Raw genomic sequence first — 23337 nt, forward strand, 5'->3', positions numbered from 1 at the left:
AACGTGAATCCACCGATTGTTTCAAGTTCGTGTCCAATCACCCTGATTGGAGGCGTGAACCCTGCGTCAGGAACTCTTTCAGAGGCGTTAAGCATTGCACCTTTAGTTGTCGCTGCTGACGGTGGTGCGGATCATGCGTTCGCGGCAGGGCAGAAGCTAGAAGCCGTGATAGGCGACATGGATTCGATTTCCGAGACTGCAAAGGGTGCATTTAAAGACGTGTTGCATCCGATTGCAGAACAGAACAGCACAGATTTTGACAAGGCACTACGCCATATAGATGCGCCATTGGTTTTGGGCGTAGGTTTTAGCGGCGCGCGATTGGATCATGAGCTCGGCTCTATGACGGTGCTGGTGCGCCATCCCGAAAGGCGCTGCGTACTAATCGGAGAAGAGACGATTGTGCTGCTTTGCCCGCCGCAGATCACGCTGAAATTGCCGATGGAAAGCGCGGTGTCGTTGTTTCCAATGGCCGAGGTCGGATGCGAAAGCGAGGGGCTGCGCTGGCCGACGGGAGGCCTTCGATTTGCACCGGACAGGCAGATCGGCACCTTGAATAAGGTCGAGGGGGAGGTATCCTTGCGCCCTGACGCGCCAAAGATGTTGCTGATCCTGCCGCGCGGTGCGCTTGGCGTTACTGTGCAGGCGCTGCTTCAGGACGGCGAGAGATGGCCCGCTCGCGTAGGATAATATAAAGACCCGCGGCCATCGTGATACAGATACCGAGTGCGGCCAGGCCGTTGGGGAGATCTTTAAACAGCAGATAACCGATAACGGTGCCTATCGGGATTTCCAAATACTGCATCGGTGCGAGGGTGGCAGAGGGTGCAAAGCGCAGGGACCACGTCATAAGTAAGTGGGCGAGGGTTCCAAGCCCGCCGAGGACTAAAAGCAACCACCAAACGTTGCCCACAATCGGTTGGGTCGCAAGTAGTGTGGTGTTCGGAAAAATCAATAACGCCGCACCGACGACGGGAACTGCCATCACACCGGACAAGGCCTGCAGGCCAATTGGGTCCACATCTTTGGCGATCTTGCGGGTGACCAGCATGAACAGCGCGAAGACTACGGCGACCCCAAGGGGGAGCAGCGCGGGCAGGCCGACCTCGACAAAGTTGGGTTGTACCACCAGCAGTGTGCCAATGAATCCAATAGAACAGGCAACCAAACGGTGCGGGCCGACAAATTCGTTCAGGAAGATTTTTCCCAAGAGCAACATGATGAAGGGCATCACAAAGGCAATCGCGATTGCGTCTGCCAACTCAAGGTATTGCAGGGACGAAAACATCAGCGTGATTCCCGCGATGTGTAACGCCGTGCGCAACGCGGTAAGCCGCAGCAAACGTGTGCCTGAGGGCAGCGGGTATTTCAGCAGCCAAACCAATGGCAACAGCAGCGCAGCTTGCACCAAAAACCGCACGAACACGAGGAACCCGACCGACATATCGTTTCCTAGCACTTTCGCCATGGCGTCGCCCAAGGGGGCCAGCACGCAAAAGCCGAGCATTAAAAGGATACCTAAGAAGGGACGGTCAATCATGGGTGCACGCTATGCGGGGCGCGCAGCCGCGTCTAGATGGGAGCATGCGGGCGTGTCGCGACCCCACGCGATGTCACGCGCTCTCGGTGGATCATATAGACCCCAGCACCAATGATCAGGGCGATACCACCAAGCGCAATTGAGTTGGGGAAATCCTGAAACACCATGTACCCCAGCACAGCGGCCACCGGAATTTCGAAATACTGCATCGGCGCGAGCGTGGAAGAGGGGGCGAACGTCAGCCCATAGGTCATCATCATGTGGCTGACCGTGGCAAAGAACCCGACACCAAGCAGCCATGTCCAATAGATTCCCGTCGGCCAAACAGGGTCCAGCATTTCAATTCCCGATCCGTTGGCAAGCCAGATGACGGGAACGCTCATAACGGTTGCGATTGCGCCTGTGTGGAATTGCATCATCACAGGGTGCAGACGCCCGCGCATTCCGCGCGTAACCAAGACATAGCCCGCAAAGGATACAGCCGTGCCCAACGGAAACAGAGCAACGGCGCCAAAGGTTGCAAAGGACGGTTGGATCACCAGCACCACGCCGAAAAAGCCAACAACCGCCGCCCCGATCCGGCGCGGCCCGACGTCTTCTCCAAAGGCGTATTTTCCAACAAGCATGACGATGAAGGGTTCGATAAACACAATCGCCAGAGCATCCGCCAAGGGCATCACGCGGATCGCGGCGATAAAGAAGAACGTTGAGAACAGTAAAAGCAGGGCGCGAAGCGACAGCAAGCCAAGCAACCCATTCATGCGAAAAGACAATCCCATCATCAGACACACTGGTAACATCAAACCAAGCTGCACCAAGAACCGTGCGGCGGTGATCTGCCCCACAGGTATCTCGATAGACGCAAGTTTCGCGGCGACATCAAGCAGTGGGGCGGTTAGGCAAAATCCCAGCATCAGCAAAACGCCAAGCATGATCCGGTCGGGTGTGTCTGTGTTGTTTGTCATCATAAGGCCGACCTAGCTTTGCACACCACGGCTGTCACGCCCAAAACCGACACGCCGCGCGTAATTTGAACATTCCAAAACGCCGCATGCTGTTGTCCTTAACGCGGCTGCGATGCAATCTAAGCAAATGGTTGATCTTGTTGTTGCGCATGACCCTAACTGGAAAGCTGATTTTGACGCAGAGAAACGCGCGATCAAGGCATGTTTGCGAGGCGTGGACATTATGCTTCACCACATCGGAAGCACGGCAATTGAAAGGATATTGGCTAAACCAATCATCGACCTGCTTGGCGTTGTTTCCGATCTCAGCCAAGTCGATGCCAATGCGAGGGCGATGGAGGGGCTAGGCTATGAGGTCATGGGCGCGTTTGGAATTGAAGGTCGGCGCTATTTCCGAAAGATAACGGCGGACGGGCGTCGCACGCATCAACTTCATATCTATGAGAAAAACTCACCTCATATTGAGCGTCACTTGGCGTTTCGCGAGTACTTGCGAGAACATGCAAACGTTGCTTCGGCTTACTCGGACCTTAAAGAAACATTGGTGTCTGTCGAGGGGCAGACTTGGGGTGGGTACTTGGACGGGAAAGACGCATTTATCATAGAGACCGAAAAAGACGCGCTAGAATGGTATCAGGGTAGCCAATCTATCTAATGGTACTTTTGTCGCCATCCATTTTAGCAGTTCGGTATATTCACAGCCAATCCGCCGAGCGCGGTTTCTTTATACTTTTCAGACATATCCGCGCCAGTCTGGCGCATAGTTTCAATGGCAGCGTCCAGTGGAACCAAATGTGTTCCGTCCCCGCGAATAGCAAGGGACGCGGCTGAGACAGCCTTAATCGCACCCAGCCCGTTGCGTTCGATGCAGGGGACCTGAACCAGCCCGCGCACGGGGTCGCACGTCATGCCTAGGTGGTGTTCGAGTGCGATTTCCGCGGCGTTTTCGATTTGCTCAGGCGTGCCGCCAAGGACAGCACATAGACCCGCTGCTGCCATTGCCGCGGCTGATCCGACCTCGGCCTGACATCCGGCTTCAGCACCACTTATTGAAGCGTTGAATTTCACTAAACCACCAATCGCCGCGGCAGTAAGAAGAAAATCAGAAATCTTAGCGGTGGTCGCGCTGGGCACATGGTCTATGTAGTAACGGATTGTCGCGGGGACCACGCCAGCCGCACCGTTGGTCGGGGCGGTCACAACCTGCCCACCGGCAGCGTTTTCTTCGTTCACAGCCATCGCATAGGTCGACATCCAGTCATTGATCGTGTGCGGCGCTGTCAGGTTCACACCAGCCTCGGCTTCAAGCGCATCATGGATGCCCTTGGCGCGGCGTTTGACGTGCAATCCGCCCGGCAAAATTCCATCCGTTGTAAGCCCACGATCAATGCACTCGTTCATGACTTGCCAGAGGCGACCCAACCCTTTGTCGAGGTCCGCAGCAGAAATCCGGCTGAGCTCATTCTTGCGCTTCATCTCTGCGATGCTCAGCCCACTTTCGGCCGCCATATCAAGCATTTCCACGGCACTCTTAAACGGGAATGGGACTGGCGCGCCGTCTTCCTTGTCAGCACCATCGGCGAGTTCGTCTTCGGTAAGGACAAAGCCTCCCCCGATGGAATAGTAGGTAACCTGCGTGACCACATCGCCCTGCGCATCGGTGCCCATCAGAATCATGCCATTCGCATGGCCTTTTAGTGCGGGGCCATAGTCAAATTCCAAGTGTTCCTTCGGGCGAAACGTTAGCGTCCCTAGCCCATCGGGATGCACCGTCCCTTCGGCCGCAATACGTTCCATTTCAGCATCCGCTTTGTCGCGGTCGTAATCGTCCGCGCGAAACCCAGCGAGGCCGAGGATCGTCGCGCGGTCTGTGGCGTGGCCAACGCCCGTAAATGCGAGCGAGCCATGCAAGGAGGCTTTAACACCTGCAACCTTGAACGGCTGGGCGCGAAGGTGGTCTAGGAAACGCGCGGCGGCGACCATTGGGCCGATTGTGTGCGACGATGACGGGCCGATCCCAACTTTGAACATATCGAAGACGGAGAGAAACATGTGCTGACGCCTTTTTGGTTTTCTAGAAGATAGATCGACGTACATTGGGCTGTCGGTGTGGAAAACGACACCATACCGCGCGTTTGCGAGGGCTAGACCGCTGATCCTTCAGGGGGTTGGGCATAGTTTGGGGCCGTGAAGGGGGTTTTGCCAAGGCCCTCTGCGATGATCGCTGAGGCCGTTGAGGCATAGGTTTCGTTCAGAGCGGCGACACGCTGAAGTGTTGGGTAGTCCGAAAGGTTCGGTCGAGACGGGGCGTCGATGGGGTAAAGCTGCATCCAGCGCAACAACGGGCACAGATAACAATCTAGGATACTTGGGGTTTTGCCCCCAATGTAATCCGCGCCGGTCAGGCCAATATCAAGGATTGCAAGTTGTTCACAAAGGCGCGTTCTGGTGTGTTCAGACAGGGCGTTTTGACCTTCCTTGGTGGTGAACTGATCAGCGTAAAACAACATACGCAGGGTGGGGTGTAGCGTATTCGACATCCAGATCAGCCACTTGACCGCTTGCGCACGCTCAGCGCTTTGGCTCGGCAGCAGGTACGGCTTCTGCTCTGCAAGCCAGAGCAAAATCGCGGCCGTTTCAAACAACGTTCCATCCGGTGTCTCAAGAACTGGGATTAACCCATTGGGGTTCAACGCGCGGTAGCTCTCGGATTTATGGGCGGATGACGCGCGATCTACGAGGCGGGTCTCGAATGGTAGGCTAGCCGCTTCAAGCGCGAGGCGGATGCACAACGAGGCATTGTCTGGTGCGTAGTGAAGAACGAGGTTGGACATAGTCGTAACATCGCAGAGTTTAGGCGATTGGCCAGCGCCTTCACGGCGCTAAATGCAGCGTTTCCGAATAATTAAATCGTAGCGACTAACCATTCCGCCTCGCTCCGTGGCGTTTGCGCGCTTATAAGGGCACAAGTAACGATTCAAACCGCAGGAGCTGCCCCATGCCGTCCGAATTATCCCCCATCGACAAAGCCAAATTCGTCGCGGCGAAACAAGCAAGCAGCTATGTCGAAGACGGTATGAAAGTCGGCCTTGGGACTGGGTCCACAGCAGCGTGGTTGGTGAAGTGCCTTGGTGAGCGTGTTGAGAAAGAAAGTCTGAATATCAAAGGCGTGCCAACGTCATCGCGCACTGCTGCTTTGGCGCGAGAGGTCGGGATCGAGGTGATTTCACTCGACGAAGCCAAGTGGCTGGACCTGACGATTGACGGGGCAGACGAATATGACGGTAACCTGAACCTGATCAAAGGCGGCGGCGGCGCGTTGCTACAAGAAAAGATCGTGGCGACAGCAAGCGACCAAATGATTGTGATCGCCGATGCGTCAAAACAAGTGGAAACATTGGGTGCCTTCCCGCTGCCGATTGAAGTTATCCCCTTTGGTTGGCAAACCACGAAAACATTGGTTGAGGAAACGCTGATCGGCATGGATGTGCTGGGTCGCCGTGTGTCTTTGCGAATGAACGGGGATGCACCGTTTTACACGGACGAAGGCAACCATATTCTTGATATGCACCTGAACCGGATTGGAAATGCGCGTCAATTATCGCTTGTTATCAATCAGATGCCGGGCGTTGTTGAAAACGGTTTGTTCATTGATATCTGTGATGTTGTCATTGTCGGGTTCGGTGATGGCCGGGTCGAAACTCGCGACATTAATGAAGGATCGATTGAGGAAGACCGGATTGAGTTCGTCGAGACGGAAAACTTGTTCGCCGATCTGAACGATTAGCGCGGATCGAATATCGCTCCATTTTGCACGACCCTGTGACTGGTCATCATCGCAGGGCTGTGCTTTATCCAAATCCCGAACCAAAATAGCGCTAAAGGACGACTGGCATGGCTGATTTTGACTATGATCTTTTTGTAATCGGCGGCGGGTCCGGCGGGGTACGTGCTGCACGCGTTGCTGCTGCGACGGGTGCTAAAGTTGGTCTGGCCGAAGAGTTCCGCATGGGCGGAACCTGCGTGATCCGCGGCTGTGTTCCCAAAAAGCTGATGGTTTTCGCATCCGAGTATCAGGAGATGTTCGCAGACGCGCGTGCCTACGGTTGGGATGTTCAGGACGGCACGTTTGAGTGGTCTGGGTTTCAAAAGAAACTGCACGCAGAGCTGGAACGCCTCGAGGGGATTTATCGCAAATTGCTCGGGAATTCTGACGTTACCATACACGATAGCCGCGCAACGGTTTCTGGCACGCATGAGGTCACACTGGCAGATGGCAAAACCTACAGCGCCAAGCACATTTTGGTTGCAACAGGTGGGCGGCCGGTACTGCCAGACATGAAGAATGCTGACTTGGGAATTACATCAAACGAGATTTTCCTGTTACCGGAGCTTCCGAAGAAAATACTGATCGTTGGTGGTGGATATATCGCGTCTGAATTTGCCTGTATTCTCAACGGTCTTGGGGTTGAAGTCACTCAGTTTTATCGCGGCGCACAAATCCTGCGTGGCTTTGATGATGAGGCCCGGGGTCTTGTGTCCGAGATGATGATTGAAAAGGGCGTTGGCCTGCATCTGGGCACAAATGTGCTTGAAATGGAAAAGCGCGACGGCGGCGTTTGGGTGAAATGCACCAACGGGTCCGAAAATGTTTTCGACCAAGTCATGTTCGCGACAGGGCGCGTACCAAACACTGATGGGCTGGGCCTTGAAGACGTTGGTGTTGAGGTCGGTCGCAAATCCGAGATCGTGGTTGATGACTACAGCCAGACCAAAGTGCCGAGCATTTATGCGATCGGTGATGTAACCAACCGCGTTCAACTGACTCCTGTCGCCATTCGCGAAGGCATGGCGTTTGTTGAAACCGTGTTCAAAGGCAACCCAACGAAAGTGGATCACGAATTGATCCCGTCCGCGATTTTCACTCAGCCGGAAATGGGCACTGTCGGCCTAAGCGAAGAAGCAGCCGCCGAGCAGGAGCCCGTTGAAATTTACGCGACCAGCTTCCGCCCAATGCAGTCCGCCTTCGCGGATCGCCCTGATCGCGTGTTGATGAAACTCGTCGTGTCCAAAGAGTCCCGAAAGGTGCTAGGATGCCATATCGTCAGCCCACATGCCGGCGAGATGATCCAACTGGCGGGGATCGCGATCAAGATGGGGGCCACCAAGGAACAATTTGACGCAACTTGCGCGGTGCACCCGACGATTTCGGAAGAACTGGTTACAATGAAGGAACCGGTGAGAACTGCTTGAATCTCGGGGCCAAAGGCCCATTTATAGTACAAGTTAATTCGGACCCGCGAAATTCGGGTCGCAACAAAGGAAGACAGGCTTAATGGCTGGAAACAACGGCGGCCCCTGGGGGGGCGGAGGCAATGGTGGAGGCGATGACGATGACCGTTTTCGCCCGAACGGAAATGGCGATCGCAATGGCGGGCGTCGTCCGACCAACGAACCGCAAATCCCTGAGTTTGATGAAATCATAAACAAAACCAAAGACCAGCTGCGCGATCTGCTGGGCGGCGGCGGTGGAAACCGCCGTGGCGCTGGCGGCAGCGGTGGGTCAGGTGGCCCAGCCGTTTCACGCGGTATGATTGGCCTTGGTGTTTTGGCGGCTGTCGCCCTTTGGGGTTTCAACAGCTTTTACCGCGTTTTGCCTGAACAACAGTCGGTTGAACTGTTTCTGGGTGAATGTAATGACCCCTGCATCGGGTCCGACGGTCTAAACTTTGCGCCGTGGCCGCTGGTAACTTATGAGATCGTTCAGGTGACGCAGGAACGCGTGATTTCGATCGGTGAAGATCCTGTGCCGCAAGAGCTTTCCGAAAGCCCATCAGTGCTACGTGCGCTTGAAGGCGATACCGGATTGATGCTGACGGGTGACGAAAACATCGTCGATATCGATTTTCAGGTGGTTTGGAATATTAACCGCGCTGACCAATTCTTGTTCAACTTGGCTGAGCCATCTGAAACCATCGAAGCGGTGTCTGAATCTGTGATGCGTGAAATTATCGCGACGTCGCAACTGGCCAACCTGAACCAGGATCGTGCGTCTATTGAACAGCGGATGCGTGAACTGACCCAAGCAACGCTGGACAGCTATAACTCCGGTGTGAATATCGTCCGTATCAACCTTGGTGCTGCCGATCCGCCCGCAACGCGCGTGGACACGCAGAACATCGATGGCGAAAATATCTCGACATCCCCACTTGCGGCTTACCGCGACGTTCAGGATGCCGAACAAGAACGCATTCAGCTACAAAACCAAGCGGACGCTTACGCCAACCGAGAAACGGCGCGTGCCCGTGGTAATGCAGCCCAAATCCTAGAAGATGCGGAAGGCTACCGTGCCCGCGTCGTCAACGAGGCCCAAGGTGAGGCGGCGCGTTTTGTGTCCGTTCTGGAAGAATACCAGAAAGCACCCGAAGTGACGCGTGAGCGTCTGTATCTTGAAATGGTCGAAGAAGTCTTTGGATCAGCGAATATCATTCTGCTGGACGAAAACTCTGATGGCAGCGGCGGCGCGGTACCGTATTTGCCACTAGATCAACTGCGCACACCGTCAAACAGCGGAGGGTCAAACTAATGAATAAGTCAGTCTTTATTTTACCGGTTATTGTGATCCTGATTGCAGCGATCCTAAGCTCGATCTTTATCGTAGACGAACGCGAAAAAGTGTTGGTCCTGCGGTTTGGTCGCGTGGTTCAAACCATCGATGAGCCCGGTTTGAATTTCCGTATTCCACTGATGGATCAGGTTGTGACTTATGATGACCGGATCATTTCCATCGACATGGCTGCACAGGAAGTTATCCCAAGCGATGACCGTCGTTTGATTGTTGACGCCTTTGCGCGCTACCGGATCGTTAATCTGGAACGTATTCGCCAGGCGACTGGTGCAGGCGGGGATCAGGCGATTGCGATTGCAGATCAACGGCTTGAAAACATCCTGAACGCAGAAACACGTACCGTGCTGGGTGAGGTGACTTCTGGTGACATCCTTTCCACTGACCGCGACGCCCTGATGTTACGCATCCGGAACGCCGCGATTGCCGAGGCTTCTGCCCTGGGGATTGAGGTGATCGATGTGCGTCTAAAACGCACTGACTTGCCGTCTCAGAACCTTGAACGCACGTTCGAGCGCATGGTGTCGGAACGTCAGCGTGAAGCAGAAGACGAACGCGCCCGTGGTCGTGAAGCCGCGACGCGCATCACTGCCCTCGCGGATCGTACCGTGGTGGAACTTGAATCCGATGCGAGCCGTGAAGCGCAAATCGTTCAAGGTGAAGCTGACGCCAGCCGCAACGCAGTCTTCGCACAGGCTTATGGTCAAGACACTGAGTTCTTTGAATTCTACCGGTCTCTAGAAGCCTACCGTGAAGGTCTTGCGACGGGGAATGCGCGTCTTGTCATGACGCCTCCAGAAGACTTCTTTGACTACTTGCGCTCACCAAACGGCAATGTCGCCGAGTAATGGGTACCGCGCTTTTAGCCCTCGGGCTGGTGCTAATCGTGGAGGGGCTGGTGTACGCACTGGTCCCTTCGCTTGTTGAAGACATGCTCGCAGCACTGCGTCAAATGACACTCGAGACACGACGCTTGGTCGGTTTTGCTGCACTGTGCATCGGCGTTGCGTTGGTTTGGCTGGCGGCAAACCTTGGGGTATTGAGCTAAGCGCATCAACGCTCTGAAATCCTCACAAGCTGTTGACGAACGCGTGTTAGACGTTGCGTTGGCGCTGTCGTCCCCTACATTCTAACGCAAAGGCTGAAATTCAGTCGTTGAATTGCTACCCTCTGAAGGAGAGACACGTGAAACCCCAATCGGTTACAAAGCCACAGGTTATCGCCGCAACACGGACCCAAGATGCTACGCGCCAGAAATGGATCGCCGCGCTGATGGTTGGCCTTGCGTTGTCGTTGTTGACGGTCGTTCGCGCTGATGCACAAAACCGCCCCGCGACATTTGCGGACTTGGCAGAACAGATCAGCCCGTCTGTGGTGAATATCACTACAAGTACCGTGATTGCAGGGCGCACTGGCCCGCAAGGCGTTGTGCCGGAAGGGTCCCCGTTTGAAGACTTTTTCAATGAATTCGGGGATAACGGGCCCAGCCGCTCCTCAGCACTTGGGTCTGGTTTTGTGATCTCTGCTGACGGTTACATCGTGACGAACAACCACGTTATTGAGGGCGCGGACGAGATCGAGATCGAGTTTTTTCCTGGCGACGGCCAGCCGTCCGAACTGCTGCCTGCTGAATTGATCGGGACGGATCCGAACACCGACATCGCGCTTTTGAAGGTCGAATATGAAACGCCACTGGCCTTCGTCAGCTTTGGCGACAGCAATGGCCCCGGTTCGCGCGTTGGCGACTGGGTCATGGCAATGGGTAACCCGTTGGGGCAGGGGTTCTCTGTGTCTGCTGGCATTATCTCGGCGCGTAACCGGTCGCTTCAGGGCACCTATGATGACTACATCCAGACTGACGCCGCGATTAACCGCGGGAACTCTGGTGGGCCGTTGTTCAACATGGACGGCGACGTGATTGGCGTGAACACGGCGATCCTGTCCCCGAATGGCGGGTCCATCGGGATCGGCTTTGCGATGTCCTCGGCGGTTGTTACAAACGTCGTCGATCAGCTGGAAGAGTTCGGGGAAACACGTCGCGGCTGGCTTGGTGTGCGCATTCAGGACGTCACCGTTGATATGGTCGACGCGATTGACGGGTTAGAGGAAGCACGCGGCGCGATGGTGACCGATGTGCCAGCTGGCCCAGCGGAAGACGCGGGTATGGTGTCTGGCGACATTATCCTGCTGTTTGACGGTGTCGCGATAGAAGACACACGTGAGCTGGTGCAGATCGTTGGTAACTCCCCTGTTGGCAAAGAAGTCCCCGTTCAGGTGCTGCGCACCGGTGAAATGGTTGACCTAACAGTTGTGCTTGGTCGCCGCGAAACTGCCGAATCCGCAGCCTTCCCAGAGGACGGCGACACACCTGATGAAGGCACACCAGATACAACCAACATGCTTGGTATGACGCTTTCTGAAATCTCACCAGACATGGAAGAAAGCCTTGGCGTTGAGGCTGGCAGTGGCTTGGTCGTGGTTGAGGTTGAAGAAGGGTCCGAGGCAGAAACCAAGGGGTTGCTTGCCGGGGATCTGATCACCGAAGCAGGGCAGCAAAAGCTGACAGGAATCGCTGATTTTGAAGCCCGTGTGGAAGAGGCCCAAGAAGCAGGGCGCAAGTCGCTTCTGTTGCTGGTCCGCCGCGATGGTGCGCCACGGTTTGTCGCACTCGGCCTCGAGTAATCAGTTAGACAGTCTAGCAAAGGGGCGTTCCGGTTGGGGCGCCCTTTTCGTTTCGGGGTGATGTTGCGTCACCCAATTGATCGCGGTAAGCCTTGGTTATGAAACATGTACCCAAAGACACCACAGACGAAGACCTTATTCAGCAATATCTGAATAAGGGCGGCAAGGTCACCAAAGGCAAAACCAAACCGCTGGACCCAGCCTTAGGGATTAGTAAAAACGTTTGGAACCAGACACTGACCAAAGAAGAAAAAGCCGCACGCGACAAGAAATGATCGCCTAGGCTGTTTTGGTGAGACGTCTATAGCTGATCACGCGACAGCGCGACCAGACCTAATGTTTGGGCTGTTTTGAGCGTCAGTGTGCCGGTATGCACATCATCCTGAGCCGCCTGAAAACGTTCAATTGCAGTCGTAGTACGCGCATCTAATGTGCCGTTAACACCACCGCGATAATACCCACGCGCGATCAACGCACGCTGGATCGAGGCGATGAACTGTGGCGTCATTAGGGATGCGCAAGGTGTCTCAAATTCCACTTCACGGCGCTCGCGCAGGATTTGCTGGCGCGTTACCGTGCGAAAGATGGCGGGCGTATCAACGCTGCCGTCGCTGCGAACGCTGGCGGGTTGCACCATGATCTGTTCGGTCAAAGTTTCAATGATGGCAGGGGTCGTCGCGCGGGCAAAACAGGTTCCGGTTTGTGCGTCTACAGTGGCAGGGTCTGCCAGTGGCCCAATCGAGTCGCTATCCGCGCGGGTGACCTGCGGCGCGTCCATACAACCCGTCAAAACGAATAGCCCAAGGGCTGCAAGCACGAGGTGCGTAGGTCGAAGGGTCTGTGTCGTCATCTGCTCATCCTCGGGCTCTTATGGCCCGTTTTACGGATTTGTACCCGAGCGAACTGAGCCCGCAAAGCGTGATGCGACTGTAAGAGGTAATTCAGGTGCCAATGGTGTCGTTTACGTGCCACCCCATCAACGACTTCGTGAGTAAAAGGGGCTGGAATGGCAGCGCCGCGCGGCCTATCTATCGGGTAACAGAGTTTTTACAAAGGGCCAATAACAATGGCAAAGATCACTTACATCGAGCATAGTGGAACGGAACACGTTGTAGACGTCGCCAACGGGCTGACCGTTATGGAAGGCGCACGTGACAACGGCATTCCTGGTATCGAAGCCGACTGTGGCGGTGCATGTGCCTGTTCCACCTGCCACGTTTATGTGGACGCGGCTTGGGTTGATAAAATTCCTGCGAAAGACGCGATGGAAGAAGACATGCTCGATTTCGCTTATGAGCCTGACGCTGAGAAGTCTCGTTTGACGTGCCAGTTGAAAGTCACGGATGACTTGGACGGCTTGATCGTTCGGATGCCAGAAAAACAGATCTAAGATGGCACCGCGTCTGGCGTCGTGGATGTTGCAAGGTCTTTTGCGCGGCGCGTCGCTGACGTTGTGCGTGGGGTTGGCTGGGACCAGCGCGGCTGAGACGATAGTTGGTGCCACGTTTGACGGGCCAACGACGCGATACGGGCATGGTATCCTTGGCGATGCGGTCGAGTTCACTGAGTTGGTGATCGAAACCGAGGATTGGGCGCATAAAACACGCTATCGCGTGAGCCTGCCCGAAGATCATGTTTTCGAAGATATCGCGCCGCGACTGTGGGACATCACGGGTGATGGTGCCCCCGAAGTTGTCGTGATCGAAACCGACCTGGCGCGAGGCGCGTCTTTGGCCGTTTACGACGAGACAGGCAAGATTGCCGAAACGCCCCATATCGGTCGCACGAACCGCTGGCTTGCCCCAATTGGGGCTGTTGATCTGGATGGGGATGGGCGCGTAGAAGTCGCATTTATTGACCGTCCACATCTGACCAAAACCTTGAGAGTTTTTGAATGGGACGGATCGGACTTAGTGTTGGATGCTGAGTTGAGTGGGCTGACGAACCACCGTATTGGACAGGACTTCATTTCTGGCGGTGTGCGGGACTGTGGCGATGGGCCCGAACTTGTGACGGCGAACAGTGACTGGTCTGACGTTATGGTCACGCGGTTGGAAGGAGGGGCGTTAGAGACGCGCTCGGTTGCTGCGTTTTCACCTGAGCAATTGGCGGCAGTGCTTAACTGCGCGCTTTGAAGCCTCCGGCGGGGATATTATCAAAACAAAGACAAAGCTAAGTGAGAAGTGCCGCGAGCGTGAGCAGGGCAGTGATTTCTGTGAGCTGTTGTGTCGCTCCGAGGATGTCACCGGTTTGACCCTCTATCTTTGACTTTGCGATCGCAATACACCCGAGCGTTGAAATCGCGCATGCTGCAACAAGCCAAACAGCCCAGAATTGAACTAGGACGAGGGATGCAACGGCGGCGATCGCCAGTGCTATATAGGCTGTTTGCATGGTGGGGCGGCCTACGGAATGGCTGAGGCCTTCGGTGCGGGCATGGGGTAGAGTTGCCATAATTGGAACCATCACGGCACGGCTGACCATTGCGCTGGTCAGGATAGCGGGCCAGAGCATGCCATGGTCAATTATGACAGTGTACGCGCTCCACCTGAGGAGCAGGCTGAGGGCGAGCGCGAGTACACCGTAGGTGCCGATATGACTGTCTTTCATGATTTTCAGACGATGTTCTTTGTCCCACCCGCCCCAAAGCCCATCGGCGGAATCGGCCAAGCCATCTTCGTGCATGGCACCTGTTGCAATGATCAGCGTGGCGAGTGTGAGCGCCGCTGCTAATGTGGCGGGAAGGACTAGCAAAAGCGCGATTTGCGTGACGGCACCTGCGATCAACGCGAGGGCTAAGCCTGCAATCGGATAAGCCCATGATGCCAAGGCCCCGCGTTGCATCGCGCGATCAGTATCTACGGGAATCGATAAGCGACTGAGCAACCCAAGGGCTGCGGCAATATCCGACAAAGAAAGAGGCGCTGTCTTGTCGTTGTTTTGTGTCATGACGCCGCTTCCTCTCTGGTCATTCCCACCCCATTGGGTAGAGAGTGCGGTAAATGTTTGCAATGAGGCCTGTGCCATGACCGCTCCTTTCTCGACACTTTCCGAATTTCGCGCCTTACTTGAGGCGGCGACAGGGCCTGACATGGCTTCAATCGCTGGTGCCAAGGAGCGCAATGGGCAGCTAACGAAACCTCCGGGAGCGTTGGGGCGCCTTGAAGAGCTGGCTATCTGGTATGCTGGGTGGCGCGATACGGATCGGCCTAGCATCGAAAAACCACAGGTAATTATTTTTGCGGGTAACCACGGTGTTTGTGCGCAAGGTGTTTCGGCGTTTCCGCCGGAAGTCACCGTTCAGATGGTCGCGAATTTTGAACATGGCGGTGCGGCGATCAACCAATTGTCCAAAGCGGCGGGGGCGTCTTTGGACGTTGTCGCCCTTGATCTGGATATGCCAACGCAGGACTTTACCGTTGCCCCAGCGATGAGCGAAGGCGAGGTTGTGCTGGCGCTGATCGCAGGTTGGGCGGCTGTTGAACCTGAGACCGATCTGTTGGTCACGGGCGAAATGGGTATCGGTAACACGACATCTGCAGCGGCCGTTGCTGCGGCGGTGCTGGGTGGCGATGCGGCTGATTGGACGGGTCGTGGCACAGGCGTGGATGACGAAGGGCTCGCGCGCAAGACAGATGTCGTTGCGCGTGGTTTGGCATTGCATGACACGACTGACCCGCTTGAGGCATTGCGCTGTCTTGGCGGACGCGAATTGGCGGCAATGGCGGGCGCGATTGCCGCGGCGCGTCATCACCGTATTCCGGTGATCTTGGATGGCTTCATCTGCAGTGCGGCTGCCGCGACGCTCGAAAAGGCTGTAGCGGGATCATTGGATCACACGGTTGCGGGGCATTTGAGCGCGGAAGGCGCGCATGAAAGATTGCTGGACGCTCTTGGTAAAAAACCACTGTTGTCGCTGGGTCTACGTTTGGGCGAGGGTTCTGGCGGGACGCTGGCAATCAACGTGTTGAAGTCCGCGATTGCGTGTCATTCTGACATGGCGACATTCGCCGAAGCAGGTGTAGCGGCTGGCTAATTAACGTTTTGAGGCATGGCGAAACGCGGGGCTGTCGCTGCCGCGCGTCGCCTTGCGTTCGGCCTCATCCAGGGTTTGGGTGAGCGCGCTTTCCAAATCGCGGTTCGCCGCCTTTGCCCGTTCAATATAGGCGTTATTTTCCGCGATTGGGGTTTTGGGATCCCAAACTTCGGCTAGGTCTCGCAGGATGCGGCGATCGTGGTGATAGAAAGACATTTCCGCCTCTGAAGCTTCGAATTCTGTTAGCCCGAGGTTTTCCAGCACGTACCGGCCTGCCCTCAGCGAACTGTCGAAGAGTTCACGCACGATGTCATTCGCGCCTGCCTCGTAGAGTTCATAAACATGAACGCGGTCGCGTGCGCGGGCGACGATATGCAGGTCGGGATTGTGCAAGCGAGCGTATTTTACCAATTTGACGGCGGCTTCTTTGCTGTCTAGCCCAACAACAAGCACCGAGGCCTCATCCAACCCAGCGGCATGCAGAATATCGGGGCGGGTCGGGTCCCCAAAGAAGCCTTTGAAACCGAAAGTCCGCATGAGCTGAACAGTCTTAAGGTCACTATCAAGGACGACGGTGCTAAACCCGTTGGATTGCACGAGGCGGTTAACCACCTGTCCAAATCGCCCGATGCCGGCAATAATGACGGTGCCCTTTTCGTCGATTTCGTCCTCAGGATGATCTGCAGTTTCTGATTTGATGCGTTTGGATAGGACCTCATATAGAATGAACAGAAGCGGGGTGACGAGCATGGACAGTGCCACGATCAGCAAAAGTTCAGCTCCAAGGGATTGTGTTAGGACGCTCTGCTGTAGCGAGAAAGCGATCAATACAAACCCAAATTCACCCGCCTGGGCAAGGCCGAGGGTGAACAGCCAGCGTGCGCGGTGCTTCAGTTTGAAAATGGTCGCCAGAACGTAAAGGACAGACCCTTTGATCAGGATGACAGCAAGCGTCAGTCCGAGAATGCGGTAGATGTCGTTAAAGAGTGTGTCAAAGTTGATGCCAGCGCCGACCGTGATGAAAAACAGGCCAAGCAACAGGCCCTTAAACGGCGCAAGGTCACTTTCCAGTTCATGGCGGAATTCTGAGTTCGCAAGGACCACGCCAGCAAGGAACGTCCCCAGCGCAGCGGACAGCCCAACAAGGCCCATGAGCGCTGCGATTGAAACAACGATAAGCAGCGCGAGGGCAGTGTACATTTCACGCAGGCGGCTGTGGTGAATATAGCGAAACAGTGGGTTGGTTAGGAATACGCCAGCAAATATTACGGCAACGACGGCGCCCAGCGTTACGAGCGTGACCCCCCATGCGGGTAGGCCTTCTACAAGACTCATAGCGTGGTGGGCCGTCTCCACTGTTTCAATCCCTCGCGTCACGGACCCGTCGGGGTTGATTGACACAGGCGAGCGCAGCGCGAGAAGGGGGAGAAACGCAAGCATCGGGATCACGGCGATATCTTGCGTGAGCAGTACAGCAAACGTATTTCGCCCGCCGCTTGTTTGCATAAGGCCCTTTTCGTCTAAGGTTTGCAGGACTATCGCGGTGGACGATAGGGCGAAGATCATGCCGATGGCCAAGGACGTTTGCCACGGTTGCCCTAGCCACATAAACAGTCCCATGAGCAAAAGGGTCGTTACACCGATCTGCAAACCACCTAGCCCAAGAAGGCGATGGCGCATTCCCCATAATGCGCGCGGTTCAAGCTCAAGCCCGATGAGAAACAGCATCATCACAACGCCAAGTTCGGCAACATGCTGTAGTTCGGCAGCTTCAGCGCCAATAAGTGGGGCAATCACAACACCAGCGAGCAAATATCCTAGAACAGACCCAAGACCCAGACGCGCAGCCAAAGGCACCGCGATAACCGCAGCACCCAGCAGAACTGTCGCTAGAATTAGGGTTTGTTCCATATGCCAGCTATCCGTTTGTGGCGTGGGAAATTCAAGGTCTTAGCCCGGTACTTGCAAGGTAATCGCACGTCCGCGCTTGGTATAGCTAAGTGCGCTGGCGCTGATGGCTGTGACGCGTCCACCATCTAGGCGGTCGCCAACAGTTACACGCAGATACCGGCCATTGCCCATCCGCACGAGCGCGCGTCGATCACCTGATCCGCCATAGATCCCGATGAGGTTCACTTCGCGCAGGTTGATCGCGTTATCTAATGTCGCGGCTTGCGCAACCGAACCGGCTGTTGGTCCGCTTGGAGCGACGGAACGCGGTGCAACGGCGGCGACTTGGGTCGCGGCGCGTTCTTGCGCTTGTGCAGCCCGTGCTACAATCCGGTCCATGTTGCGCGGACGCGTATCAGGGCGTGAAGACTGTGGCACAGCCTGCGCTGTCGGGTTTACGATCGGGTTCGGGCGGTTTGCGGCGGCTTGTACCGCGGCGGCGATTTCAGGGGCAATCTGAAGGCCGGCTGGCGCGGCAGGCTCTGGTGCGGGCTCAACTGCAGCTTCATCGGGCTCAGGATTTGGCGTCGGGGTTGGTGTGGGCGCAAGGCCAGCAGGACGCGTTCGTGGGCGGAAACCAGCGGCTTGGGATGCGGTAAGCGCCCCAAGAATTGGCGTGTTTGCGGCGGCGGCGGCTTCGGCAGCCGCGACTGCGGCCTGTTGAATGCTGGCGGGGCGGGTTGACGGGCGGCGCGTATCAGCGGTCGGCGTTTGCGCGGTGCTGGTGTTCAGCGCGGCGGCGATATCCTGAGATAGCCTATCAAGGCCTTCCTGCGGAGCGACGGTTCCCGGGCGGGCTGGTGGTAGGATCGGCGGCGGGCCTGCAATAACGTTCAAACCGTCAACAGGCGCATTGGTCGTCGGGACCTCTGTTGTTGAGGTTACATCAACAGAGGCTTCGGGGGTTGCAAGCGCGGAGGGCGCGACCGTGCCGGGGCGTACCGGAGGAAGAATGGAGGGCGAACCTGCGAGAACCAACAGATTATCCGTGGCGACGAGTGGTGCATCACCGCTGGCCAAAGCTTCGGTTTCAGGTGCGGGGGCGGGGGCGGCTGTGCCTGGGCGAACGGGTGGTTCAATGGACGGGCGGCCTGCAATAATGATGACGCCGTCAGGTGCATCGCTCACAGGTGCGGCTTCTTCTGGGATGACGGCCGCAAGCTGGTCTTGTGGTGTAACTTCTGGCGCTACAGTTCCAGGGCGTGTTGGTGGGTTTAGCGCGGGGCGTCCTACGATCACCAAGATTCCATCAGGCGTGACAGCGCCCTCTGTCGTTGCGACTACGAGACCTTCTTCATTGAAATTAAACTGTTGGCTAGGTGGTGGTGGGTCAATCGGGGTTGCGATTACTGCATCACCGGCCACACTGCTGGCAGTGGCCAAGGGGCTAGGCGGTACACGAACGACAGGCGTCGGCGCCGACGTTAGCGTAAGCCCATCAAGTGAAGTTGTACGGGGATTTAGGGGAATTCTGGGGGCCCTTTGCCACACACCGGTGGCGGCGTAGATACGCGCGGCTTCCTCAGGGGTAAGGACCTGTCCCCCTGTGAGCGCAATGGGAGCGGCTAAAGCATCGGATGCATCCGATGCAGCCACTTGTGCGGCGTCGTCAGCTTGCGCTGCGGCCACCTCCGAAGCCGATGTCGGATCGGCAGGGTCGGCTGCGATTTGTGTTTCAGAAGAGCCAAATCCGAACCAGCTGGCGATGCCTTCTTCGGAGAGCGCGGCAAAAGCGGCGATTGCTAAAAGGAACAGCAACAACACTGCCGTTAGGATCAACCCGAGGAAGCGTGGCTTACCACCAACAACAATTTTTTCCTTTTTCTTCGGCGGCTTACGCGCACCAAAGACCGTTAATCGTGACTTTTCATCTGGCTTGGCTGCCGTTTCGGACTCTTTAGCCGCCTCAGCCGCCTCAGCCGCCTTTGCTTCCGCGCGGGCCATGCGTCGGCTGGCAAACATACCACCAACAGCACCGCCAACTGCCGTGGCCGCACCTAGCGCCGTTGCAGCTGCGCTTTTCTTCTCGTCGGAAGTTTGATCCGCCTGATCGTCACTGGGAACGTGAATACCGTCTTCGTGCTGCGCCGTAAGTGAAGCTGCTGCAACTGCCGCATCAGGTGACAACGCCGTCGGAGCCTCACCCGTAATGGCGATATCTGCTGCTGGGGCCTGAACATCGGGTGTTTCGGTTGTGATTGGCGCAACAACCGGAGCAGCATCAGCATTGCGGCTTGGTGCCGACAATGGTGGCATCGGATCGGTACGTTTGCCCGTCGGAACAGCCAAAGACGCGGAGGTCTGCCTGCTAAAGGTCGGCTCGGTACGCCCTGTATCTTGTTTAACTGTGTTAGGTGCCGGAGGAGGGTGCCCTTTCGTGCGATCCGCGCGCAAGCGTGAGGCAAACATCGGAGCTGGTGCTTCGTCTGCGGGATTGTCTTCGACCGGAGTTTCATCTTCTTGAACGGTTTCGTCGGGCGGGTTTTCCACCGGAGCCTCAGCGGCAAGCTCTTCTGCTATTGGCTCGTCCGCGACGACGTCTTCGACCTCTGCAGAGGAAACAGCTTCGATTTCTGTTTCTGTAACGTCTTCGGGCGTATCAACGACAGGTTCTTCTTCAGTCGGTTCAGCCTTAGGTGTTTCGCTCTGCGTTGCTTCGGTAGCAGCTTTTTCAGCAGGCGCGTCAACGTCTGGTTCGGCAGCAGGAACAGGCGTTTCTTCCTCAACCGCATCTGCTGTCGCTTCTTCAAAAGGTTCAGGAAACGAAACATCCGCGTTCCCGATAATCACAACTGCGTCGTCATCGCGTTCCACAGTCTGCCCATCGACAGCGCCAAAAAACGCTTCGCCGACAAACGTGAAGGGTTCTGGAACCGCTGCAAAGCTATTTGGGTTAAACCCATGCTCCGTCGCGAACTGTTGTGCTTCGCCCAGCGTTTCCTTGGCGACAGCCGCAACATAGGTTCGCCCGCCACCTTTGGTGAAATCGTAAACAAGCTCATCGACGCTGTATGGGGTCGCGCCATGAAGCGCTTCACGTACATCGTCGACTTCGGCACGCGTGGTATCAAGGGCGAGGTACTTAATTTGATCGTTTGGAATCAAAAGCTTGGTCGATATGCCGTCAGGCTCAAGCCCTTCGGCGGCTTTCCGTAACCGTTCAAGAGAACCGGTCAAATCGGCCACATCCAACGCCACTTCACCAACAAGATGCCACCCGCCAGACACGCGGTGCATCAAGCGCAGTCCGTCAAAGGACAATGACAAGGCGAAATTTGGTTTCATCTGCGTGGCTTAGCATCCTGTAGCGGGGCTGAAAACTCCCCTTTTTCTTATCCTCGAAAGGTACAGCAAGCTTTCGCCCACGCCAAGCGCGACTTTCCCCGAATTAATTTCCAAGGATGGCGAAGCGAGCCACGTCAGATATGATGAAGCATCAATAATGGAGTTACTCATGCGTTCGTACATTGCCCTTAGCCTTTTGACCGGTACCCTTGCGGTCGCCGCCCTGTCAGCACCCGTCGCTGCGCAAGAGCGCACAATTACTGTCACGGGGCGCGGTGAAGTCAGTGTTGAGCCGGATATGGCGACCGTTATCATCGGTGTACAAACCGAAGCGGAGGTCGCAGCAACAGCGCTTGATGAAGCCAGCGTTGCGACGGCCGCAATTTTAGCCTCTCTGGACGGGGAAGGGGTGCTGGACGAAGACATTCGCAGTGGCGCGATCCGTTTAAACCCGCGCTACAGCCAAAGCGTGTTAAGTTCGGGGACACAGATTACCGGATATCAGGCGATCAATTCCGTCGAAGTGCAGGTGAATGACCTGGACCGTTTGGGCAGCCTGTTGGCCGCCGTTGTAGGCGATGGCGCTAATCGCTTGGATGGCGTGCGTTTCGGACTTCAAGATCCAACGGAAGCGACTGATGAAGCGCGCCGCCGTGCGGTTGCAGAAGGCGTACGGTTGGCTGAGCTTTATGCACAAGCGGCAGACGTCACTGTTGGCGAGCTTACTATGCTGAGTGAAACTGGTGGTGGCGGGTATCGCCCAGTTCAGGCCGAAACGCGCCAGATGGAGCTTGCTGCGTCTTCACCGCAATACGATGTGCCGGTGTCACCCGGTAAGATCGAACTGAATTCATCGGTCACGATGGTTTATGCAATCGCTGACTAAGAATTGCATCGGGGTGCCGCAATATGCGGCACCCCGTTTTTAAACCGATTAAGCGCTTGCTTTCGCTAGCGCCTGATCCAGATCCGCGATCAAGTCGTTTACGTCTTCAAGACCGATAGAAACACGCACAACGCCAGGTCCGGCGGATGCGGCCTCTTGCTGTTCCGCGGTCAGCTGGCGGTGCGTCGTGGATGCTGGGTGAATGATAAGCGAACGCGTATCACCCAAGTTCGCTACATGGCTGAAGATTTCCAATGAATCCACAAGTTTAACGCAAGAATCGTACCCGCCTTTGACCGCGAATGTGAACAGTGCAGATGCCCCACGTGGGCAAACATCTTTCACGCGGTGGAAATACGGTGACGATTCCAAACCAGCATAGGTGACGTAATCAACGCGCGCGTCAGCCTCTAGCCATTTGGCCAGCTTGGTTGCGTTTTCAACGTGGCGATCCATGCGCAAGGACAGGGTTTCAACGCCCATAAGCGTGTAGTGCGCCGCCTGTGGGTTCATTGTCATGCCAAGATCACGCAGGCCGATGGCGATGCCGTGGAACGTATAGGCCAATGGGCCGAACGTCTCGGCGAACTTCATGCCGTGATATGCTGGCTCTGGCTCACTAAGGGATGGGAACTTGTCGGATGCAGCCCAATCAAATTTACCGCTATCCACAACACAACCACCTGTCACAGACCCGTTGCCTGTCAGGTATTTGGTGGTGGAATGCACAACAAGCGTCGCACCCAGTTCAATCGGGCGGCACAGGTACGGCGTGGCTGTGGTGTTGTCGATGATCAGCGGAATGCCGGCAGCATCCGCAATATCGGCAATCGCGCGGACGTCCATGATATAGCCACCCGGGTTTGCGATGGCTTCGCCAAATATCGCGCGGGTGTTGTCGTCAATGGCGGCTTTCACAGCTGCGGTATCGTCCATGTCTACAAATTTAGCTTCCCAACCAAACCGTTTGATTGTCTGGGAAAACTGCGTGATGGACCCACCGTAAAGACGTGTAGAAACGACAACATTCTTGCCCGGCGACATGATCGGGAACAGCGCCATGATCTGCGCCGCGTGACCGGAAGAACAGCAAACCGCGCCAGCACCGCCTTCGAGGGTTGCGATGCGTTCTTGTAGAACTGCAACCGTTGGGTTCGTCAGACGGGAATAGATGTAGCCAACTTCTTGCAAGTTAAACAAAGCTGCAGCGTGGTCTGCATCGCGAAACACATAGGCTGTTGACTGGTAAATCGGCGTATTGCGAGCGCCAGTTGCAGGGTCTGGACGTGCGCCTGCATGGATTTGCAGCGTATCAAAGCCGTAGGATGGGGTGTCGGACATGTGGTCTCTCCAAAGGTAAAGTTGGCG

The 23337-nt window shown here is 56.1% G+C and carries 22 protein-coding genes; 13 read left to right on the forward strand and 9 right to left on the reverse strand.

The features are described 5' to 3' along the window. The first annotated feature begins 54 nt into the window (after window positions 1-54). Window positions 55-690 carry a thiamine diphosphokinase gene (locus tag OCA8868_RS07595; RefSeq protein ID WP_306456118.1) on the forward strand — a complete coding sequence of 212 codons (636 nt, stop codon included), beginning with the start codon at window positions 55-57 and terminating at the stop codon, window positions 688-690. Here the strand turns inward: OCA8868_RS07595 and OCA8868_RS07600 are convergent. Then, entirely contained in the window at window positions 635-1540 is a 906-nt protein-coding gene (locus OCA8868_RS07600) for a DMT family transporter (RefSeq protein ID WP_093995953.1), read from the reverse strand. The genes OCA8868_RS07595 and OCA8868_RS07600 overlap by 56 nt on opposite strands. Window positions 1541-1572: 32 nt before the next feature. Beyond that, entirely contained in the window at window positions 1573-2505 is a 933-nt protein-coding gene (locus tag OCA8868_RS07605) for a DMT family transporter (RefSeq protein ID WP_093996201.1), read from the reverse strand. Between the two features lie 112 nt (window positions 2506-2617). Between OCA8868_RS07605 and OCA8868_RS07610 the strand changes: the two genes are divergently transcribed. After that, window positions 2618-3160, forward strand: coding sequence for a GrpB family protein (locus OCA8868_RS07610; RefSeq protein WP_245848109.1), 543 nt, complete (start codon window positions 2618-2620; stop codon window positions 3158-3160). Window positions 3161-3183: 23 nt separating this feature from the next. Here the strand turns inward: OCA8868_RS07610 and OCA8868_RS07615 are convergent, their stop codons facing one another. Together OCA8868_RS07615 and OCA8868_RS07620 are read right to left on the reverse strand one after the other, a co-directional pair. Beyond that, window positions 3184-4557, reverse strand: coding sequence for an L-serine ammonia-lyase (locus OCA8868_RS07615; protein WP_093995955.1), 1374 nt, complete (start codon window positions 4555-4557; stop codon window positions 3184-3186). A 92-nt stretch (window positions 4558-4649) separates the two neighbouring features. After that, entirely contained in the window at window positions 4650-5339 is a 690-nt protein-coding gene (locus OCA8868_RS07620; RefSeq protein WP_093995956.1) for a glutathione S-transferase family protein, read from the reverse strand. A 164-nt stretch (window positions 5340-5503) separates the two neighbouring features. Between OCA8868_RS07620 and rpiA the strand changes: the two genes are divergently transcribed. The 7 genes from rpiA to OCA8868_RS16645 all read left to right on the forward strand — a co-directional run bounded on the left by rpiA (window position 5504) and on the right by OCA8868_RS16645 (window position 12087). Next, window positions 5504-6292 (forward strand): ribose-5-phosphate isomerase RpiA, encoded by a 789-nt coding sequence (rpiA, locus tag OCA8868_RS07625; protein WP_093995957.1) that lies wholly within the window; start codon window positions 5504-5506, stop codon window positions 6290-6292. A gap of 107 nt (window positions 6293-6399) precedes the next feature. Continuing rightward, a complete protein-coding gene (gor, locus tag OCA8868_RS07630; RefSeq protein WP_093995958.1) occupies window positions 6400-7758 on the forward strand; it encodes a glutathione-disulfide reductase in 1359 nt (452 codons plus the stop codon). A gap of 82 nt (window positions 7759-7840) precedes the next feature. After that, on the forward strand, window positions 7841-9091 hold the full coding sequence (gene hflK / locus OCA8868_RS07635) for an FtsH protease activity modulator HflK (RefSeq protein WP_093995959.1): 1251 nt from the start codon (window positions 7841-7843) through the stop codon (window positions 9089-9091). Continuing rightward, window positions 9091-9978, forward strand: a complete 888-nt coding sequence (hflC, locus tag OCA8868_RS07640) for a protease modulator HflC (protein ID WP_093995960.1) — start codon at window positions 9091-9093, stop codon at window positions 9976-9978. The genes hflK and hflC overlap by 1 nt, the downstream gene beginning before the upstream one ends. Continuing rightward, complete coding sequence (locus OCA8868_RS07645; protein WP_093995961.1) at window positions 9978-10178, forward strand: DUF2065 domain-containing protein; 201 nt, start codon at window positions 9978-9980, stop codon at window positions 10176-10178. Before hflC ends, OCA8868_RS07645 begins: the two co-directional genes overlap by 1 nt. A 137-nt stretch (window positions 10179-10315) precedes the next feature. Next, the gene (locus tag OCA8868_RS07650) at window positions 10316-11812 is read left to right on the forward strand and encodes a Do family serine endopeptidase (RefSeq protein ID WP_370737991.1); all 1497 of its coding nucleotides are present in this window, start codon (window positions 10316-10318) and stop codon (window positions 11810-11812) included. A gap of 98 nt (window positions 11813-11910) precedes the next feature. Then, complete coding sequence (locus OCA8868_RS16645) at window positions 11911-12087, forward strand: hypothetical protein (RefSeq protein ID WP_179214807.1); 177 nt, start codon at window positions 11911-11913, stop codon at window positions 12085-12087. Window positions 12088-12113: 26 nt separating this feature from the next. On the opposite strand, the gene OCA8868_RS07655 is transcribed toward OCA8868_RS16645, so the two are convergent. Further along, window positions 12114-12662 carry a peptidoglycan-binding domain-containing protein gene (locus OCA8868_RS07655; RefSeq protein ID WP_093995962.1) on the reverse strand — a complete coding sequence of 183 codons (549 nt, stop codon included), beginning with the start codon at window positions 12660-12662 and terminating at the stop codon, window positions 12114-12116. A gap of 216 nt (window positions 12663-12878) precedes the next feature. Between OCA8868_RS07655 and OCA8868_RS07660 the strand changes: the two genes are divergently transcribed. Both OCA8868_RS07660 and OCA8868_RS07665 read left to right on the forward strand, forming a co-directional pair. Beyond that, a complete protein-coding gene (locus OCA8868_RS07660) occupies window positions 12879-13202 on the forward strand; it encodes a 2Fe-2S iron-sulfur cluster-binding protein (RefSeq protein WP_093995963.1) in 324 nt (107 codons plus the stop codon). A 1-nt stretch (window position 13203) separates the two neighbouring features. Continuing rightward, the gene (locus OCA8868_RS07665) at window positions 13204-13947 is read left to right on the forward strand and encodes an FG-GAP repeat domain-containing protein (protein WP_143849566.1); all 744 of its coding nucleotides are present in this window, start codon (window positions 13204-13206) and stop codon (window positions 13945-13947) included. A gap of 37 nt (window positions 13948-13984) precedes the next feature. On the opposite strand, the gene OCA8868_RS07670 is transcribed toward OCA8868_RS07665, so the two are convergent. After that, window positions 13985-14761 carry an adenosylcobinamide-GDP ribazoletransferase gene (locus tag OCA8868_RS07670; RefSeq protein WP_093995964.1) on the reverse strand — a complete coding sequence of 259 codons (777 nt, stop codon included), beginning with the start codon at window positions 14759-14761 and terminating at the stop codon, window positions 13985-13987. Between the two features lie 76 nt (window positions 14762-14837). On the opposite strand from OCA8868_RS07670, the gene cobT reads away from it, so the two are divergent. Beyond that, window positions 14838-15848: a nicotinate-nucleotide--dimethylbenzimidazole phosphoribosyltransferase gene (gene cobT, locus OCA8868_RS07675; RefSeq protein WP_093995965.1), complete on the forward strand. Its 1011-nt coding sequence runs from the start codon at window positions 14838-14840 to the stop codon at window positions 15846-15848. On the opposite strand, the gene OCA8868_RS07680 is transcribed toward cobT, so the two are convergent. Both OCA8868_RS07680 and OCA8868_RS07685 read right to left on the reverse strand, forming a co-directional pair. Next, window positions 15849-17759 (reverse strand): cation:proton antiporter domain-containing protein, encoded by a 1911-nt coding sequence (locus tag OCA8868_RS07680; protein WP_093995966.1) that lies wholly within the window; start codon window positions 17757-17759, stop codon window positions 15849-15851. It lies immediately after the preceding gene. Window positions 17760-17798: 39 nt separating this feature from the next. Next, window positions 17799-21083, reverse strand: a complete 3285-nt coding sequence (locus OCA8868_RS07685; protein WP_093995967.1) for a hypothetical protein — start codon at window positions 21081-21083, stop codon at window positions 17799-17801. Between the two features lie 169 nt (window positions 21084-21252). Here OCA8868_RS07685 and OCA8868_RS07690 point away from each other — a divergent pair, with 169 nt between their 5' ends. Continuing rightward, a complete protein-coding gene (locus OCA8868_RS07690; RefSeq protein WP_093995968.1) occupies window positions 21253-21969 on the forward strand; it encodes an SIMPL domain-containing protein in 717 nt (238 codons plus the stop codon). Window positions 21970-22017: 48 nt separating this feature from the next. Here OCA8868_RS07690 and OCA8868_RS07695 read toward each other — a convergent pair whose 3' ends face one another. Continuing rightward, a complete protein-coding gene (locus tag OCA8868_RS07695; RefSeq protein WP_093995969.1) occupies window positions 22018-23310 on the reverse strand; it encodes an O-acetylhomoserine aminocarboxypropyltransferase/cysteine synthase family protein in 1293 nt (430 codons plus the stop codon). Window positions 23311-23337 lie beyond the last annotated feature (27 nt).

Origin of the sequence: Octadecabacter ascidiaceicola, assembly GCF_900185015.1 — a bacterium.
Lineage (GTDB): Bacteria > Pseudomonadota > Alphaproteobacteria > Rhodobacterales > Rhodobacteraceae > Octadecabacter > Octadecabacter ascidiaceicola.

Bases quoted from the DNA above. Each gene is read 5' to 3' on its own strand.
- OCA8868_RS07600 (WP_093995953.1), bottom strand. From the start codon at position 1,540: ATGATTGACCGTCCCTTCTTAGGTATCCTTTTAATGCTCGGCTTTTGC.
- OCA8868_RS07605 (WP_093996201.1), bottom strand. From the start codon at position 2,505: ATGACAAACAACACAGACACACCCGACCGGATCATGCTTGGCGTTTTG.
- OCA8868_RS07610 (WP_245848109.1), top strand. From the start codon at position 2,618: ATGCAATCTAAGCAAATGGTTGATCTTGTTGTTGCGCATGACCCTAAC.
- OCA8868_RS07615 (WP_093995955.1), bottom strand. From the start codon at position 4,557: ATGTTTCTCTCCGTCTTCGATATGTTCAAAGTTGGGATCGGCCCGTCA.
- OCA8868_RS07620 (WP_093995956.1), bottom strand. From the start codon at position 5,339: ATGTCCAACCTCGTTCTTCACTACGCACCAGACAATGCCTCGTTGTGC.
- rpiA (WP_093995957.1), top strand. From the start codon at position 5,504: ATGCCGTCCGAATTATCCCCCATCGACAAAGCCAAATTCGTCGCGGCG.
- gor (WP_093995958.1), top strand. From the start codon at position 6,400: ATGGCTGATTTTGACTATGATCTTTTTGTAATCGGCGGCGGGTCCGGC.
- hflK (WP_093995959.1), top strand. From the start codon at position 7,841: ATGGCTGGAAACAACGGCGGCCCCTGGGGGGGCGGAGGCAATGGTGGA.
- hflC (WP_093995960.1), top strand. From the start codon at position 9,091: ATGAATAAGTCAGTCTTTATTTTACCGGTTATTGTGATCCTGATTGCA.
- OCA8868_RS07645 (WP_093995961.1), top strand. From the start codon at position 9,978: ATGGGTACCGCGCTTTTAGCCCTCGGGCTGGTGCTAATCGTGGAGGGG.
- OCA8868_RS16645 (WP_179214807.1), top strand. From the start codon at position 11,911: ATGAAACATGTACCCAAAGACACCACAGACGAAGACCTTATTCAGCAA.
- OCA8868_RS07655 (WP_093995962.1), bottom strand. From the start codon at position 12,662: ATGACGACACAGACCCTTCGACCTACGCACCTCGTGCTTGCAGCCCTT.
- OCA8868_RS07660 (WP_093995963.1), top strand. From the start codon at position 12,879: ATGGCAAAGATCACTTACATCGAGCATAGTGGAACGGAACACGTTGTA.
- OCA8868_RS07665 (WP_143849566.1), top strand. From the start codon at position 13,204: ATGGCACCGCGTCTGGCGTCGTGGATGTTGCAAGGTCTTTTGCGCGGC.
- OCA8868_RS07670 (WP_093995964.1), bottom strand. From the start codon at position 14,761: ATGACACAAAACAACGACAAGACAGCGCCTCTTTCTTTGTCGGATATT.
- cobT (WP_093995965.1), top strand. From the start codon at position 14,838: ATGACCGCTCCTTTCTCGACACTTTCCGAATTTCGCGCCTTACTTGAG.
- OCA8868_RS07680 (WP_093995966.1), bottom strand. From the start codon at position 17,759: ATGGAACAAACCCTAATTCTAGCGACAGTTCTGCTGGGTGCTGCGGTT.
- OCA8868_RS07685 (WP_093995967.1), bottom strand. From the start codon at position 21,083: ATGAAACCAAATTTCGCCTTGTCATTGTCCTTTGACGGACTGCGCTTG.
- OCA8868_RS07690 (WP_093995968.1), top strand. From the start codon at position 21,253: ATGCGTTCGTACATTGCCCTTAGCCTTTTGACCGGTACCCTTGCGGTC.
- OCA8868_RS07695 (WP_093995969.1), bottom strand. From the start codon at position 23,310: ATGTCCGACACCCCATCCTACGGCTTTGATACGCTGCAAATCCATGCA.